The sequence below is a fragment of the Pseudomonas sp. LB3P14 genome, from assembly GCF_054898045.1.
This window is the reverse complement of the sequence record NZ_CM142714.1, coordinates 4,613,075-4,630,114: the sequence shown is the minus strand read 5'-3', so window position 1 is coordinate 4,630,114 and position 17,040 is coordinate 4,613,075. Positions and strand designations below refer to the sequence as shown.

Here is a 17,040-nt window from a genome sequence, read left to right as displayed (position 1 = left end):
GCAGTTTGAGTTTAGTCCCTCAGGAGATTCAGATGAGTACAATTCTTGCCGTGCACGCCAGCCCCCGTGGCGACCGTTCTCACTCCCGGCGTTTAGCCGAGGTGTTTCTTTCAGCCTGGCAGGCGGCCAATCCTCAGTCGCACCTGACCCGTCGCGAAGTCGGTCGGGCGTTGATTCCGCCGGTCAACGAGGCTTTTGTCGCCGCCGCGTTTTACCCCGAGCCCGATGCGCGGCCGCTGTCGATGCAGGCCGACCTGGCGTTCAGCGATGAACTGGTGGGCGAGTTACTCGGTCATGATTTATTGGTGATCTCCACGCCTATGCACAACTTCAGCGTGCCCAGCGGCCTCAAGGCCTGGATCGATCAGATTGTGCGGTTGGGGTTGACCTTCAATCACACCCTGGACAATGGCGTGGCCCACTACGAGCCGCTGGTGCAGGGCAAAAAGGCGTTGATCGTCACCAGTCGCGGCGGGTTCGGTTTCGGGCCCGGTGGAGAACTGGAGGCGATGAACCATGCCGATCCGTTGTTGCGAACGGCGTTGGGGTTCATCGGCATCACCGACATTACAGTTGTGGCCGCAGAAGGCGAAGAATCCGAGGAACGCACCTTCCAGATCTCCGCAGCCGAGGCCGAGCAGCGTTTGCGGGCGCTGGCCAGGGAGTTCTAGATGGCCTGGTTGTTTTTGCTGATCGCCGCCGGCTTCGAAGTCACCTTTGCCATGGGCATGAAGTACGCAGAGGGCTTCACCCGGCTCTGGCCGTCAGTGATCACCGTGGTGGCGGCGGTGGGCGGGATTTACTTCCTGACCCTGGCGATGCGCGAGTTGCCGGTAAGCATCGCTTACCCGATCTGGACCGCCATCGGCTCACTGGGCACGGTGTTTCTCGGGTTTGCGCTGCTCGGCGAAAGCTTGACGGCAGTCAAGTTGGTGTCGGTCGGGTTGATCGTGGCGGGGGTGGTTGGGCTTAAGTAGGGTGGGATGTCATAGACTGGTCGTCGAGCTGTCATCTTCGATGCCGATGCTTGGCTGATGTCTTGCACTCAGTCTTGCGCCACCTCACCGATCACAAGGAAGTTCGCCCATGTCGCAAGGCTCCGCCACGCGTTACCCATTGGTGCTGGTCCCGGGAATGCTCGGGTTTATCCGTCTGCTGATTTATCCGTATTGGTACGGGATCGTCTCGGCGTTGCGCCGGGGTGGGGCGACAGTGATTGCGGTGCAGGTCTCGCCGCTCAATTCAAACGAGGTACGTGGCGAGCAGTTGCTGGCGCGGATCGAGGAGATTCTGCGGGAAACCGGGGCCGAGAAGGTCAACCTGATCGGCCATAGCCAGGGCTCGCTCACCGCCCGTTACGCCGCCGCCAAGCGCCCGGACCGGGTGGCTTCGGTGACGTCGGTGGCAGGGCCCAATCACGGTTCGGAACTGGCGGATTACCTGCATAAACACTATCCGGGAGACAGCGCCAAGGGGCGTTTGCTCAGCGTTTTGCTGCGGTGGATCAGTGCGCTGATGAGCCTGCTGGAAACCGGTTATCGCGGGCCGAAATTGCCGGTTGATATCCATGCCTCCCATCATTCACTGATGACTGAAGGCGTGGCGCTGTTCAACCAGCGTTATCCACAGGGCTTGCCTGACACCTGGGGCGGGCATGGGCCGGAAGAGGTCAACGGCGTGCGGTATTACTCCTGGTCCGGGACCTTGCAACCGGGGAAAACTGATCGGGGGCGTAACCTGTTCGATGGGACTAACCGCAGTTGCCGGTTGTTTGCCAGGACCTTCGTTCGAGAGGTCGGGCATTGCGACGGGATGGTCGGGCGTTACAGCTCGCATCTGGGGACGGTGATAGGTGATGAGTATCCGATGGATCACTTCGATATCGTCAATCAGTCACTGGGTTTGGTGGGGAAGGGCGCGGAGCCGGTCCGGTTGTTTGTCGAGCATGCGGCGCGGCTGAAAGCGGCAGGGCTTTAGACTGCGTTATCGTTCTTCGCGGGCAAGCCTCGCTCCTACAAATTTACGTCGATCCCTTGTAGGAGCGAGGCTTGCCCGCGAAGGCGTCGTGTCAGGCAACACTAACCTTACGACCGAGCACGGTAGTCCAGCGCTCGGAAAGAATCACCCCACCCAACGTCAACATCCCACCCACCAAGTGATACATCGCCAACTGCTCATGCAGCACCACCGCCGCAATCAGCGCAGTAATCAACGGCAGCAGATTGAAAAACAACGTGGTCCGGCTCGGCCCCAGGCGGATCACGGCTTGCATCCACGCCAATGGCGCAAGCATCGAGGCCAGCAGGCAGGCGTAAAGCACCAGCGGAATGTTCTGCAGCGTCGGGCCGATCTTCGGTGAAGCGAGGAATAGCGGAAACAGCACCACCACGGCCACCCATACCTGCAAATACAGCAACACCAGCGGCGGTAACCGCAGCTGCCATTTTTTCAGCAGCGTGCTGTAGATCGCGTAGGCCAGGGTGGCGATCAGCATCATGGCATCACCCAGGTTCACCCCGTGCTCGAGCAGCGCGCCGAGGCTGCCGGACGAGACGACCACCAAAACCCCCGCTAGCGACAGCACCGCACCGGCCAGTGCTCCGGCGGTCAGGCGCTGGCCGAGGCTGACAATGGCCATGGTCAGTGACATCAACGGCATCAGCGACAGGATGATCCCCATATTGGTGGCCGAGGTCAGGGTCGCGGCGAAATACGCCAGGCTTTGATAAACCGCCATGCCGAGCACACCGAGGATGAAAATCTTGCCCAGGTTCGGGCGGGTCGCCGGCCAATGGGCGATGACCGGTTTGAGCATGAACGGCGTGAAGAGCAATCCGGCCAGTAGCCAGCGGTAAAAACCGATCTCGGCGGGGAAAATCGCCCCGGCTGACATTTTGGTGATCACGGTGTTGCCGGCCCAGATGAAAATGGCCAGCAGGGGATAAGCGTATTGCATGGGAAAAACCAGAGCGTTAATGAGGGGTGATTATCGCCTGTCTGGATGCAAGCCTATACTTCGATCCAGACAACCTGCCCCTGATGACGGACAGCATGAACAGTAAACACATCGACCTGCTGGATTTCAGTGAACTGCCTGCCCCGGTGTACTTCCGCTATGCCGACTTTGATGCGCACCGCTATGCCTCGGCGCACCGTCATCCATGGGGCACGCTGGAGTATTCGGCTCACGGCGTCTTGCACATGGAAATCGGCGGCAGCCGCTTCATGTCTCCGCCGCACTATGCGGTGTGGGTGCCGCCGCAGACCGAGCACAGTTTCTACAGCCATCAGCCGATCAACTACCGTGCGGTCTGTCTGGCTCCGTTGACGTGCCACGACCTGCCTCTGCAGGCCTGCACCCTGGCGATCAGCGACATCCTCAAAGCCATTCTCAAAGACTTTGCCGCCCGCGATGTGAAGATTCCCGCGCACGAAGCGGATAAACGTCTGGCCCAGGTACTGGTGGATCAACTGCAACAGGCACCGGTGCATGAGTGTTACTTGCCCTACGCCAGCAGCCCCGGCTTGCTCGCAATACTGGAAGCCTTGCAGGCCGAGCCCGGTGATAACCGGCCCTTGGCGGAGTGGGCCGCGCAGATCCATGTCAGCGAACGCACGCTGGCGCGGCGGTTCGTGCGTGAACTGGGCATGAGTTTTGGCGAGTGGCGGCAGCGGTTACGGTATCTGGCAGCCATCGAAGCACTGGACAGCCTCCGCAGCATTCAGGAAATCGCCTTCGACACGGGTTACAGCACCGGTTCAGCGTTTATCGCGATGTTTCAACGCCAGGCAGGGTGCACGCCGGAACAGTATCGACGCAGCCACCTTGAGAGCAGGAAGGTGTAACAGGCGTTGTCTACACTCCAGAGCGAGGCCGTGCTCCTCGGTGCGGCAACAAGGAGAAAACTCCATGAAGATGTTGCGTGTCCCTTTGTTGATGATGGGTTTGCTGCTCTGCTCCCAGGGCTTTGCCGCCACTGCCCAACAGAACAAAATGACCACCTGCAATGCTGACGCCACCGCAAAAACCCTCAAGGGCGATGAACGTAAAGCCTTCATGAGCACGTGCCTGAAAGCGGCGCCGGCCGCAGAGGCTGCAAAACCCATGACCCCTCAGCAAGAAAAGATGAAAACCTGTAACGCCGATGCCGCTACCCAGGCGTTGAAAGGCGATGCGCGTAAAGCCTTCATGAGTGATTGTCTGAAGAAAAAATAATCATTGGACCGGGATACGCGGGGGCTGTGAGGACCTCTTCGTCGGAACGCCGCCCGGAGCCGGCTCGCTCCCAAAGTGGATCTGTGTTCGCAGGACAAATGTGGGAGCGGGCTTGCCCGCGATGAGGCCAGCAAGAGCACTGAAAAAAGCCACCAGCGCCCCCACTAAGGTCGACCTACACAATCCCTAGTGCTGGCATCGGAACGCTGGCAGACTGCCAATCCTTTTACGCCGTTCGTTTTGAGGCTGTATGCCAACGTTTTCTCAACGCCAAGTCTTGCTGTTAATCAGTTGGGTCATCATCTTTGGTGGATTGCTGCTGGTGATCCCACTGCGATTGCTGCCGAGTCTGCTGGCCGGGCTGCTGGTGTTCGAACTGGTCAACATGCTCACCCCGCAATTGCAGCGGCTGATCGAAGGCCGGCGTGCGCGCTGGCTGGCGGTGGCGTTGTTGGGGACGCTAGTGGTCAGTGTGTTGACGCTGATCTTTGCCGGTGCCATCAGTTTTCTGCTGCACGAAGCGGAAAACCCCGGCGCTTCTCTCGACAAATTCATGGGCGTAGTTGATCGCGCGCGCGGGCAACTGCCGCCGTTCATCGACGCCTATCTGCCCGCCAGCGCCGCCGAATTCCGCGTGGCGATTGGCGAGTGGATGAGCAAGCACCTCAGCGACTTGCAGCTGGTGGGCAAGGATGCGGCGCACATGTTTGTGACGCTGCTGATCGGCATGGTACTGGGGGCGATCATTGCCTTGCAGCGCGTGCCGGACGTGACCAAACGCAAGCCATTGGCCGCCGCGCTGTTCGATCGCTTGCACCTGCTGGTCCAGGCGTTTCGCAACATCGTGTTCGCCCAGATCAAGATTTCCCTGCTCAACACCTTCTTCACCGGGATTTTCCTGGCGGTGGTCCTGCCGATGTTCGGGATCAAGCTGCCGCTGACCAAAACCCTGATCGTACTGACCTTCCTGCTCGGCCTGCTGCCGGTGATCGGCAACCTGATGTCGAACACCCTGATCACCATCGTCGGTCTGTCGCTGTCGATCTGGGTAGCCGTGGCGGCGCTGGGTTACCTGATTTTTATCCACAAGCTCGAATACTTCCTCAACGCGCGCATTGTCGGCGGGCAGATCAGTGCCAAGTCGTGGGAGTTGCTGCTGGCGATGCTGGTGTTCGAGGCCGCGTTCGGCCTGCCGGGGGTGGTGGCAGGGCCGATTTATTACGCGTATCTGAAGAGTGAGTTGAAGCAGGTGGGGATGGTGTAACCACCCCATGATCGTTCCCACGCTCTGCGTGGGAATGCCGCCATGGACGCTCTGCGTCCGCTGTTGAGGCTGTGACGCGGAGCGTCACGGGATGCATTCCCACGCAGAGCGTGGGAACGATCACTACTTCGGTTTCGGATCAATCCATGTTGCCGTAGCGCTTCATCGCCTCAATCGCCAAGCCACTGCCGATACTGCCAAAGATGTTCCCTTCCACATGCTGCGCGTTTGGCAACATCGCCGAGACGCTGTTGCGCAGTGCCGGAATTCCGCTCGAGCCACCCGTGAAAAACACCGTATCCACCTGATCGACCCGCACGTTGGCGTCCTTCAGCAACTGGGTCACGCTGTTGCGCACGCGCTCCAGCAGGTTGTCGATGGCCGATTCGAACAGTGCCCGGCTCAACTCCACGCTCAAACCCGGTTCGATGCGGTCCAGCGGCACATGGCGGCTGTCGGCGTGGGTCAGCTGGATCTTGGTTTCTTCCACTTCCATGGCCAGCCAGTGGCCGGCGCGCTGGTCGATCAGCTTGAACAGGCGATCGATGCCGCCGGTGTCTTCGATGTCGTAGCGCATGCTGCCCAGCGCCAGGGTCGACTTTTGCGAGTACACCGAGTTGATGGTGTGCCAGGTCGCCAGGTTCATGTGGTGGCTGGTCGGCATGTAAGCGCCGCTCTTCATCCGGCTGCCGTAACCGAACAGCGGCATCAGGCCTTGCAGGCTCAGCTGCTTGTCGAAATCGGTCCCGCCGATGTGCACGCCACCGGTGGCGAGAATATCGTCGTGACGGTTGTCGTGGGTACGGCGTTCAGGGGACAGGCGCACCAGCGAGAAGTCGGACGTACCACCGCCGATGTCGACGATCAGTACCAGTTCTTCTTTTTCGATGGTCGACTCATAGTCGAATGCCGCCGCAATCGGTTCGTACTGGAACGAAACGTCCTTGAAACCGATGGCACGGGCCACGTCCACCAGGGTGTTTTCGGCTTCCTGGTCGGCCACTTCATCGTCATCGACGAAGAACACCGGACGACCCAGCACCACTTCCTCGAACTCGCGACCGGCGGCAGCTTCGGCGCGTTTCTTCAGCTGACTGATAAACAGCCCGAGCAGGTCCTTGAACGGCATCGCGGTGCCGAGGACACTGGTGTCGTGCTTGATCAGCTTGGAGCCCAGCAGGCTCTTGAGCGAGCGCATCAACCGGCCTTCATAGCCTTCCAGGTACTCGTGCAGCGCCAGGCGGCCGTACACCGGGCGGCGTTCTTCCATATTGAAGAAGACCACCGAAGGCAGGGTGATCTTGTCGTCCTCCAGCGCGATCAGCGTTTCCATGCCGGGGCGCAGCCAGCCGACGGTGGAGTTGGACGTGCCGAAGTCGATACCACAGGCACGGGCTGGAGATGCGTTTTTCATGTCTTTCGAGTTCCGGTTAAAAAACGGCCGCGCAGTGTATGCCAGTGCGGCGCAGATTCGAAGGCCGACTATCCGCTAAATCTCAGCTATTAGCGCCTTGATAAGACGGCCCGATGCCCCAAACTTGTCTGCATTGGGCCTGGCAGCCACAGGACGGTCGCAAGAACCGCCCACCGCTGCCGATAAACTTCTGATGCGCTGCCCGGTCACAACCTTGAGATCAATCTGGCGGCTGGCAATGAGCGCAGGCTGCCGGTGGTGGCGCGATATCGATAACGGATGGTGATTCCCGCGATGGACTTCAAAGACTATTACAAGATTCTCGGTGTGGAGCCGACCGCGGACGATAAGGCGATCAAGGCCGCCTATCGCAAGCTGGCGCGCAAATACCACCCCGACGTCAGCAAGGAAAAGGACGCCGAGTCCAAGTTCAAGGACGCCTCGGAAGCCTATGAAGCGCTGAAAAGCGCCGACAAGCGCGCCGAATACGACGATTTGCGCAAATACGGCCAGCACGGCCAACCGTTCCAGGGCCCGCCGGGTTGGCAGGGGCGTGGTGCCGGCGGTTTCGGTGGTGGTCAGGATACGGGCGATTTTTCGGACTTCTTCAGTTCGATCTTCGGTAACCGTGGCCCTGGTTTTGGTGGTGGACAGTCGGGCCGTAGCGCCGGACGTCGAGGGCAAGACGTGGAAATGGAACTTGGGATTTTTCTGGAAGAAACCCTCTCGAACGAATCGAAGAAGGTCACCTTCCAGGTGCCGCACTACAATGCGGCCGGCCAGCATGTGAGTAACACCAGCAAAAGCCTGAATGTGAAGATCCCGGCCGGCGTGGCCGACGGCGAGCGTATCCGCCTCAAGGGGCAGGGTGCACCGGGCGTGGGTGGTGGGGCCAATGGCGACTTGTTCCTGATCATTCGCTTTGCGCCGCACCCCAAGTTCGACGTCGAAGGCGAGAACCTGATCATTACCTTGCCGCTCGCTCCGTGGGAGTTGGCATTGGGGACTGAAGTGGCAGTGCCTACACTGACAGGCAAGATCAACCTCAAGGTTCCGGCCGGTAGCCAGAACGGCCAGCGCATGCGTGCCAAGGGCCATGGATTGCTGAACAAGGCCGGTCATCGCGGTTATTTGTTTGTACAACTCAAGGCCGTCATGCCTAAAACCTCGGACGACGAGGTCAAGGCGTTGTGGCAGGAGCTGGCCAAAAAAGCGGCTTTCAACCCCAGAGAACACTTCTGATCCCAGAGACGGAGTAGCCCATCATGAGCACCCCCCTGATCGTTCAACTGGACATGGCAGAATTCTGTGAGGCGACCGACTTGTCGGACGTCTACGTGATCGAAATCGTCGAACACGGCATCCTCGAACCTCAGGGCACCCAGCCCAAGGATTGGCGTTTCAACGATTATGAGTTGGCACTGGCCAAGCGCGCGGCCAAGCTGCGTCGCGAACTGGAGCTGGAGTGGGAAGGCGTCGCCCTGGCGCTGGACCTGCTTGAGGAAGTCCAGCAACTGCGGGCCGAGAACCGCATGCTCAAGCAGCGGCTGGGGCGATTGGTGGTGGACCTGTAGGGCCTTTGATTTCAGATCTTGCGTGGCAACACCACGGTAAACAGCGTGCCATCCGCCTCACTGGAACTGACCTCGATCGTCCCGGAATGGGCGTTGACCACTTCCTTGACGATAAACAGACCCAGGCCGAGGCTGGTGGATGGCTGGCCGAGTTCTTCGTCGGCGCTGCGCACCAGTGGATCGAAGATCGTGCCGATAGCATCCTCGGGAATCGGCGTTCCGTAGTTATGCACCGTGAGGCGAACCGCGTCGGGTTCGCCGCTGAGGGTGACCGTCACATCGCGTTTGTTCAAACCATGCTGTAACGCATTGCCGATCAGGTTTTGCAGCAGTTGACCAAGCCGTCCGGCATCCCATACACCTTGGGTGTCTCCCTGCACGTTCACTGTCGGATCGCACTCCGGGTTGCCGGCGCAGGCTTCGGCAATCGCGGCATGCGCCGCATCGGCCAAGTCCATGGGCGCCGGTTCGATCGGCAGGCTCTTGCCCAGGCGACTGCGTACCAGCTCCAGCAAATCGCTGACCATCACCGCCATGTGCCGCGCGCCACGCTTGATATTGATCGCGCAGCTCAGCGCATCGCCTTCGAGCGGTGCTTTGCGCAGCAGCAACTCTGTGGACATGCTGATCGCTTGCAGCGGCGCGCGCAGATCGTGGCCGAGGATTGCCAGGAAAATATCCCGTGAACGATTGACCTGCTCGGCATAGGCCGCCGTCGATTCGGCGAGGGCTTCATCGATCGCTTCGTTGAAACGGATCATGTCCTGGAAGTACGCCAGGTCCGGCGACTCCAGGCTGTCGACCCACAGACGAATCACACAAGCGCGCAGGTGGCGGAATTCGCTGGTCATCTGCACCAGGTCGAAGCCCACGGTATGCCGCAGCTCACCATGGCTGGCGGCGGCCTGATCAAGACTCGGGGTTTTTTCCGGGCCTTCACCCTTGGCCTTGGCGAGTTGTTCGCTGGCGGTTTGCGCGGTGCTCATGTCCCGCGCGGCGGCCAGCAGAATCGCCTTGGCATGATCGCGCAAGGCGGCTTGATCCATATTCTCGGCCGCCGGGGTGATCGTTTTGGCGAACTGCTCCCATTCATCGACGATACGGTCTACATGTTGCCTGATGAATTCGGGTAGGCGCATGACCGGGTTCCTGGGCATTTTGGAGGCTAGAGGTGTCGCATAGTAGCGTCTTTGGGCTGGGAAAAAACCTCCTGCGGCGCGGCGGCACAATGAGCATTTATCAAGGTGGTACATAGGTGTATTTGCTCTCCTGTTTTTCGAACGTTGAGCGTATTCGTCTTCCTTTAATGAACAGTTATTCAGGCTTTTGTTTTGCCGATGGGTGAATAGTCTATTGGCTTCACTATTCATTTGAAGGTTTGAACCATGTCTGACTTGCAAGGAAGCAATTCGCCGAACTCTCCATCTGCGACCAAGGTGAATAAGAGTGTTCACGAGCAACGAGTGACCAAGGTCATCCCCGCGGCGATAAAAAATGCGTCGCCCGCCACGCTTGAATCTATGTTGAAGCTCAAGGCAAAGATGCCGGACTGGTACATCAAACTACCGGCGCCCCATCGGCAGCGTTTGAAAGAGCTGATTGACGAGCGCTGGCGCTTGCAGGGCGAACTTGCCGAACTGCTGATTGACCTGCAGAGCGATATTGATGCCTTTGCCAAGCCGTTACTGAAAACTTCATTGCAGGCGAACTTCAATAACTACGAAGATCCCGAAGCGCTGTCACTGCACCTGTATGTTCCGGACAACATCATCTTCGGCATCGATACCGGTGCCAGTCGTATACGCCGCAGTTCATTGCTCGCCGCGGCGCTGCATAATTTTGAAGAAGCGGAAACGCAAGACGGCGCATTCAGAAGCGGGTCGGGTGTTTTCCGTAACGACGCACAAGGACACCCACGACAGATCAACGCCATCACACCGGCGAGATTCGCCAGCGTGTGCCGCAGGATGGACATCGGCGGGCAATATCAAACCCATATCAAAGCGAAGCTGACGCCAACCGACCCCGACACACAACGCAAGTTGCAGGAGCGCTGGATTGCCAGTGAAAAAGCCGCCTTCAGGTCATCGGCATTTATCGCTCGGCTGAAAGGCGATATCAGCGTTGATGCCTTGAACCGGCTGCATGAAGTCGCTGAAGGACAAACAGGCATCAGGTTTAATGGCTTGCCCCTGGGCAGCCATCGGTTGTCGCTGATGGGATTTCGCCTGACGTCGATCGTGCTATTCAGTGCCGTGACTGAGGCTTCGGCATTGAAAACGGCAGTCGATGCCTTGACACCCGAAAGTTTGAAATTCTGGACAAACTGGTCTCGACGTATTCCGTTTTTATCCGGCAGCGGATATGACCAATACAAGCTGATCCAGGCCTTTTTCGCCAATGGCCCGACCGGTGTCGCGGACGATATGCTGCGCAAGGATGACATTTATCAACAGAGCCGCCTGACCGGCCGATTGATCGCCTATGTACCGGATGACCCCGACCACCCGCTGAAAGAATATGACTCCCTGGCCGAGTTCATGAAGGTATTGATCAGCCAACTGCGCGACCCGGATTACCAGGCGTTTTTCAGCCGGTTCGTGGCGCAGAAGGACAAAGGCCATTTTTTCGCCCGGGTCAACGAACGTCTCAAGACCATCAAGTGGCAGCAGCGAAAACCTCTGGACATGGGGCCCTGGTGGCGCGAAACCGCAATCGAAAACCCCAACGCCGAACCCATCACCAATCTGATTGCCACTGACCTCTGGATTACGCTTTTCCAGGAGCGGCGGGACAAAGTCATTCGCGATGCGCGCTTCATTGCCGTGCCGACCGGTGATGAAGATGCAACCAGTCGCTGGAAGCGTCTGACCAGTTATCTGGACATCGGCTGGAACGTGTTCACCTTCGCGGCGATGTTGGTACCCGGATTGAACGAGGCGGTACTGGGCATCATGGTTGCGCAGATGATGGCGGAGCTGGCAGAAGGTATTGAAGACTGGAGCAAGGGCGATAAAGAAGAGGCGTCGGCCTACATCAACGGTGTCTTGATCAACTTTGCGCAATTTACGTTGATGGGCGCGGGGCATGTCCTGCCCAAGGCGCCAGTTGCACTTTCGCCCTTCATCGAAAACCTCAAACCCGTGGAGTTCAAAGGCAAACAGAGGCTCTGGAACCCGGACCTGTCGCCCTACGAGCATTCGGTGGTCTTGCCGCAAGCCTCGCAGCCCAACGAGCTGGGCCTTTACCAGCATGAGGGCAAGAATGTGCTGCGACTCGAGAATAAGCATTACGTGGTGGCACAGGATCCCGATACCGGGCTGCGCACCCTCAAGCACCCTGAGCGTCCGGACGCTTATCAGCCCGTTGTCGGGCATAACAATGCCGGCAGCTGGAAGACTGAAATCGATCGTCCCCTGGCGTGGGACAAGGCCCGCTTGCTGAGGCGATTGGGCACGGCGACGGATTCGGTGTCCGATGAATCCCTCGAACAGATCCTGACCGTCAGTGGCGTCAAGGAAAACGCACTGCGCAGGATGCATGTCGAGCACGAAACACCTGCTGCGATGCTGGCCGACACCCTCGATCGCTTCAAGGTGTATGCGCAGGCCGGTGAACTTGGCGAGCAAATCCTCGCCGACCGGATTCCCGAAGCGTTGGAGAATTTGATTCCCGCGTTCATGACCGAACTCCCGCGTTGGCCTGAGTCCCGAGGGATTGCGCTGTTCGACGGGCCAAAGCTGGACGGTGTGTCTGTCGATTTCGGCAATGTCGCGGTCGCGGCTGAACGCCAGATCAAACTGTCTCGCGACGTGCTCCGGGCAGGCCGTTTGCCGATTCGCGTGATCGAGAATTTCAGCGAAACGGAAATTCATGAATTACTCGGCCAGGGTATTTCCACCGACAAACAAGTGCGCATCAACGAATTGCGAAAGCGTCTGGCCAAACACGCGGGTAAACAGCGTAAACGCGTTTTCGACACCCTCTATCAACAACAGAAGGTCTCTGACAGTGCCAATGTGCTGCTGCTATGCGGCGAGTATCCACAATTGCCGGTGATCGTCGCTGAAGAATTACTGCGCGATGCCACCCCGGAGGAATTGCTGCACCTGACACAAAAACGCCGTATTCCCCTGAGCCTTCGCGAAAAAGCGAGGGCTGCGCAGGACCGCGTGCGAATGAGCCGCGCCTACGAAGGCCTCTATCTGGAAGCACTGGAAGACACTGACACCCGTCGGCTTGAGCTGGCTTCGCTCGCCGCCATGCCCGGCTGGTCGTCCGAAGTTCGCATCGAGGTTCGTGCGTTCTCTTACACCGGCGAATTACAGGCCAGCGTCGGCCCCGAAGACGCCCCGATCCGCAAAGTCCTGTTTGTCGATGAACAAGGCCTGTACCACGCACGCGACGAGCAAGTGCAGCATCTGCACGGCGCCGATGACTTCTATGCCTCTTTGCTGCATGCATTGCCAGACGCAGAACGCAAAGCCCTTGGGTTTGAAATTTATGAGGGGGACAAACTCAAACAGGCGCTCCAGCGCTCGCCGCTGAGCCATGAGCGTTTTGCCTCGGTGCTGGAACAGCATCCGATTCGAAAGCCGGCCTACGACCCGCAAGCCATGCGCCTTCGGGGCGGCATGCGAGGGTATCCGCGACAAATGGGCGTGGAGACGATTCGTCAACGCCTTGGCTGGCTGTATCCGGAGCTGTCCGAGGCGGACGTGGGTGAGCTGATGAGTGGTTTCGGTAACTCGGCACCTGAACGTCTGAAGGCGCTGGAGGATGAATTCGACCAATTGGAACGTTCGCTCAATAGCTGGATAAAGGCACCGGCAACCCCGCCGAGTACCGGTTTGGTGGCGAAGCTGGAAATCGAATCCAGGCGCAATATCGCTGCGACGATCAAACAGTGCTGGCAACGGACCGGCCCGGCGGGAGTCGAGGTCCCCGGCATTGTCCGTCCGCAGGCGCTCAATCTGGGCGGGCGGTCAATGTACCGGCACATTGCGAGCATGCCGAAGCTGACTGCCACTTTCGATCACGTCACCCGTCTGAGTATGCCCCGGGCCAGCATGCTGCCCAGCCAAGTGGACTTTCTGAAGCCGTTCCGCCAACTGCGCGATCTGGACGTTAGCGGGAATCTACTGGACCGTTTGCCGCCAGCCATTGGCGAAATGCCTTTTCTTGAGGACCTGGCGCTGAGCGATAACCGCATCGAGCTGACCCTGCAGGCGGTGGCGCATTTGAAAGGTCTGACCCGCCTCAGATCCCTGGGATTGAGAGGCAACCCATTGAAGCTGCTGCCCGATATCAGCCGGATGCCGGACCTGCATTTGTTGATTCTGGAGAACACCGGCATCGACAGCTGGCCAACCGGGCTTTTTTCCCAGCCGCGCCCGCGTAATTTTTACCTTGATCTTCGAAGCAACCCGATCAGCCGTATACCGGACGTTGCTCCCGGTTCATTCCGTGCCGAGTTGCTGGCGCGCACCCTGTTGAGTCGAGAGCCCAGATGGATGGCCCCGGACAACCTGAACACCCTCAGGCGCTATACCGAGTCGGTCGGCCTCGACCCCGAGCGCCCTTATCCGCCTAGAGGAACCCTGGACAGCACTCAATGGGCGGAAGGTATGTCCGGTCAATGGCAGACCAGGCAAGCCATCTGGGATGCGGTCGAGGATGAGTTCAACTCCGAGTCTTTCTTCAATGAAATCTGGCGGCTAACCCAGTCAGCCGATTTCAAGGCCGGCGGCCTGTATCGACGAGAGCTGACGGCCAAGGTCTGGCGCATGCTGGAGGCCATGAAAGAGAACAGTGAATTGCGCACGACGATTTTTGCCGAAGCGGTGGCGCGGACAGAGTGTGTCGACGGGGCAACGCAATTGTTCAACATCATGGGCGTGAAAGTGCTTGTCCACGAAGCGTATGGGTTGGCCAACCCCGGTTTGGTCGAAGCCGAGTTGGTCGACCTGGCCAAGGGCTCGGCGCGACTGGACGAGATCGAGAGTATTGCCGATCACCATATCGTGGAACGCATAAAGAATGGGGAGCAGTTCCGCCGGGTGGGCGCCGACGGTAATGTGACGGGGACCATTGATGTCGTTGAGGTTCACCTGGCGTTTACCACCGAACTGGCGAGGCCCGAGGAGGGGGACCTGACGAACCCCAAGTCGCCGAAGGGCCTCGATTTGCCATGGCAGGCCCGCACCATGCAATTTCGCGGCATTGCCGGCGTGACCCCGACAATGATTGAAAACGCTCGCCTCAAAGTCCTGGGGCTGGAGGAAGGCGACCAGCTGCGTGATTCGATCGCCCGACAGCCTTTCTGGAAATCCTATGTGGAAGGGGTCAACCGGTCGCGCTTCAAGCAGTTTAAACGGCGAATGAACCTGCTTTATGAGTTCAAGACCGTCCTGGATGAAAGGACTGCCGGGTCGAACCTGTCGCCGGAAGAAAAAGACCGGTTGAAAACGCGTATCCGGGTTCTGGCCTCTGAACTGGGTAAACCGGAAAGCGAGTTCGCCCCGGGCCAGGTCATGGCGGATGAGGAATTCAACAAGCAATACACGGCGATCAAAAACGAGATGGACGCCTTGCTCAAGCTGTTGACGCGACAAGCCATGGACCGGGCGAAGCTGCAACGGGTCGAGGTGCCTTACATCGTTGAATCGGCGGGCTGATCGAACGGTGGGTTGCGATGCGATGGTTTCAGGGCCATCGCATGTTTTTCTCCATGGTCGGGTCGCCACTCCTTCAAAACAGGAAGTAACGCTGCGCCATTGGCAGCGTTTCTGCCGGTTCACACCACAGCAGCACCCCGTCGGCCTTGACCTGATAGGTCTGCGGGTCGACATCGATGTTCGGCAGGTAATCGTTGTGGATCAAGTCGGTTTTCTGGACCTCGCGACAACCTTTGACCACGACGATTTTCTTCTTCAACCCCAAGGCTTCCGGCAAACCTGCCTCCTGGGCTGCCTGGCTGATAAAGGTCAGGCTGGTGGCGTGCAGCGAGCCGCCGTAACTGGCGAACATCGGGCGGTAATGCACCGGTTGCGGCGTCGGAATCGATGCGTTGGCGTCGCCCATCAGGCTGGCGGCAATGGCACCACCCTTGAGGATCAGCGTCGGTTTGACCCCGAAAAATGCCGGGCGCCAAAGCACCAGATCCGCCCATTTACCCACTTCGACCGAGCCGACTTCATGGCTGATGCCGTGGGTGATCGCCGGGTTGATGGTGTACTTGGCGATGTAGCGTTTGGCGCGGAAGTTGTCATTGCCTTCGCCATCACCGGGCAACGGGCCGCGCTGTTTTTTCATCTTGTCGGCGGTCTGCCAGGTGCGGGTGATGACTTCACCGACGCGGCCCATGGCCTGGCTGTCGGAGCTGATCATCGAGAACGCGCCGAGGTCGTGCAGGATGTCTTCGGCGGCGATGGTTTCACGACGGATGCGGCTTTCGGCGAAGGCCACGTCCTCGGCAATGCTCGGGTCGAGGTGATGGCAGACCATCAGCATGTCGAGGTGTTCGTCGATGGTGTTGCGGGTGAACGGCCGGGTCGGGTTGGTCGAACTCGGCAGCACGTTGGCGAATCCGCAGGCCTTGATGATGTCCGGGGCATGCCCGCCGCCTGCGCCTTCGGTGTGATAGGTGTGGATGGTGCGGCCCTTGAAGGCGGCAAGGGTGGTTTCGACGAAGCCCGATTCGTTGAGGGTGTCGGTGTGGATCGCCACTTGTACGTCGTACTGGTCGGCGACGTTCAGGCAGTTATCGATGCTCGCCGGGGTGGTGCCCCAATCCTCGTGCAGCTTCAGGCCGATGGCGCCGGCCTTGACCTGTTCGATCAACGGCTCCGGCAGGCTGGCGTTGCCTTTGCCGGTGAGGCCGATGTTCATTGGGAACGCATCGGCGGCCTGAAGCATGCGCGCCAAGTGCCACGGCCCGGACGTGCAGGTGGTTGCATTGGTGCCAGTGGCCGGGCCGGTGCCGCCACCGATCATGGTGGTGACGCCGCTCATCAGTGCTTCTTCGATCTGCTGCGGGCAGATGAAGTGGATGTGCGTGTCGATGCCGCCCGCCGTGAGGATCATGCCTTCGCCGGCGATGACTTCGGTACTGGCACCGACCGCAATGGTCACGTTCGGCTGGATGTCCGGGTTGCCGGCCTTGCCGATGGCGGCGATGCGACCGTCCTTGAGGCCGACATCAGCCTTGACGATGCCCCAGTGGTCGATGATCAACGCGTTGGTGATCAGGGTGTCGACGACCTCTGCAGCGAGTAATTGACTTTGGCCCTGGCCGTCTCGGATGACTTTGCCGCCGCCGAATTTCACTTCTTCGCCGTAGGTGGTGAAGTCCTTTTCTACTTCGATCCACAGTTCGGTGTCGGCCAGACGGACCTTGTCGCCGACGGTGGGGCCGAACATGTCGGCGTAGGCCTGACGGGAAATCTTCATTGCAGTTCCTTCATTGATCGTTCCCACGCTCTGCGTGGGAATGCCGCCATGGACGCTCTGCGTCCGCCGTTATGTGACGCGGAGCGTCACGGGATGCATTCCCACGGGGACCGTGGGAACG

The 17,040-nt window shown here is 59.3% G+C and carries 13 protein-coding genes; 9 read left to right on the top strand and 4 right to left on the bottom strand.

Annotation, left to right across the window (positions count from 1 at the left end; translation table 11 throughout):
• Positions 1-32: 32 nt before the first annotated feature.
• The 3 genes from ACYZT5_RS21350 to ACYZT5_RS21340 all read left to right on the top strand — a co-directional run bounded on the left by ACYZT5_RS21350 (position 33) and on the right by ACYZT5_RS21340 (position 1,977).
• Complete coding sequence (locus tag ACYZT5_RS21350) at positions 33-671, top strand: FMN-dependent NADH-azoreductase (RefSeq protein WP_462047284.1); 639 nt, start codon at positions 33-35, stop codon at positions 669-671.
• Complete coding sequence (locus ACYZT5_RS21345; protein ID WP_462047283.1) at positions 672-977, top strand: DMT family transporter; 306 nt, start codon at positions 672-674, stop codon at positions 975-977.
• A gap of 109 nt (positions 978-1,086) precedes the next feature.
• Positions 1,087-1,977 carry an esterase/lipase family protein gene (locus ACYZT5_RS21340; RefSeq protein WP_462047282.1) on the top strand — a complete coding sequence of 297 codons (891 nt, stop codon included), beginning with the start codon at positions 1,087-1,089 and terminating at the stop codon, positions 1,975-1,977.
• A 91-nt stretch (positions 1,978-2,068) separates the two neighbouring features.
• Here the strand turns inward: ACYZT5_RS21340 and ACYZT5_RS21335 are convergent, their stop codons facing one another.
• A complete protein-coding gene (locus tag ACYZT5_RS21335; protein WP_462047281.1) occupies positions 2,069-2,956 on the bottom strand; it encodes a DMT family transporter in 888 nt (295 codons plus the stop codon).
• Between the two features lie 95 nt (positions 2,957-3,051).
• On the opposite strand from ACYZT5_RS21335, the gene ACYZT5_RS21330 reads away from it, so the two are divergent.
• The 3 genes from ACYZT5_RS21330 to ACYZT5_RS21320 all read left to right on the top strand — a co-directional run bounded on the left by ACYZT5_RS21330 (position 3,052) and on the right by ACYZT5_RS21320 (position 5,480).
• Positions 3,052-3,846 carry a helix-turn-helix domain-containing protein gene (locus ACYZT5_RS21330; RefSeq protein WP_462047280.1) on the top strand — a complete coding sequence of 265 codons (795 nt, stop codon included), beginning with the start codon at positions 3,052-3,054 and terminating at the stop codon, positions 3,844-3,846.
• Between the two features lie 64 nt (positions 3,847-3,910).
• Positions 3,911-4,216: a PsiF family protein gene (locus ACYZT5_RS21325; RefSeq protein WP_462047279.1), complete on the top strand. Its 306-nt coding sequence runs from the start codon at positions 3,911-3,913 to the stop codon at positions 4,214-4,216.
• Between the two features lie 250 nt (positions 4,217-4,466).
• Positions 4,467-5,480, top strand: a complete 1,014-nt coding sequence (locus ACYZT5_RS21320) for an AI-2E family transporter (RefSeq protein WP_462047278.1) — start codon at positions 4,467-4,469, stop codon at positions 5,478-5,480.
• Positions 5,481-5,619: 139 nt separating this feature from the next.
• Here ACYZT5_RS21320 and ACYZT5_RS21315 read toward each other — a convergent pair whose 3' ends face one another.
• Complete coding sequence (locus ACYZT5_RS21315; protein ID WP_462047277.1) at positions 5,620-6,894, bottom strand: Hsp70 family protein; 1,275 nt, start codon at positions 6,892-6,894, stop codon at positions 5,620-5,622.
• Positions 6,895-7,188: 294 nt separating this feature from the next.
• Here ACYZT5_RS21315 and ACYZT5_RS21310 point away from each other — a divergent pair, with 294 nt between their 5' ends.
• Together ACYZT5_RS21310 and ACYZT5_RS21305 are read left to right on the top strand one after the other, a co-directional pair.
• Positions 7,189-8,136, top strand: a complete 948-nt coding sequence (locus ACYZT5_RS21310) for a DnaJ C-terminal domain-containing protein (RefSeq protein WP_462047276.1) — start codon at positions 7,189-7,191, stop codon at positions 8,134-8,136.
• A gap of 23 nt (positions 8,137-8,159) precedes the next feature.
• Positions 8,160-8,468 (top strand): chaperone modulator CbpM, encoded by a 309-nt coding sequence (locus ACYZT5_RS21305; protein WP_462047275.1) that lies wholly within the window; start codon positions 8,160-8,162, stop codon positions 8,466-8,468.
• Positions 8,469-8,479: 11 nt separating this feature from the next.
• Here ACYZT5_RS21305 and ACYZT5_RS21300 read toward each other — a convergent pair whose 3' ends face one another.
• The gene (locus ACYZT5_RS21300; RefSeq protein ID WP_462047274.1) at positions 8,480-9,607 is read right to left on the bottom strand and encodes a sensor histidine kinase; all 1,128 of its coding nucleotides are present in this window, start codon (positions 9,605-9,607) and stop codon (positions 8,480-8,482) included.
• 324 nt (positions 9,608-9,931) lie between these two features.
• Here ACYZT5_RS21300 and ACYZT5_RS21295 point away from each other — a divergent pair, with 324 nt between their 5' ends.
• Complete coding sequence (locus ACYZT5_RS21295) at positions 9,932-15,145, top strand: dermonecrotic toxin domain-containing protein (protein WP_462047273.1); 5,214 nt, start codon at positions 9,932-9,934, stop codon at positions 15,143-15,145.
• A 73-nt stretch (positions 15,146-15,218) separates the two neighbouring features.
• Here the strand turns inward: ACYZT5_RS21295 and ureC are convergent, their stop codons facing one another.
• Complete coding sequence (gene ureC / locus ACYZT5_RS21290) at positions 15,219-16,919, bottom strand: urease subunit alpha (RefSeq protein WP_462047272.1); 1,701 nt, start codon at positions 16,917-16,919, stop codon at positions 15,219-15,221.
• Positions 16,920-17,040: the final 121 nt, after the last annotated feature.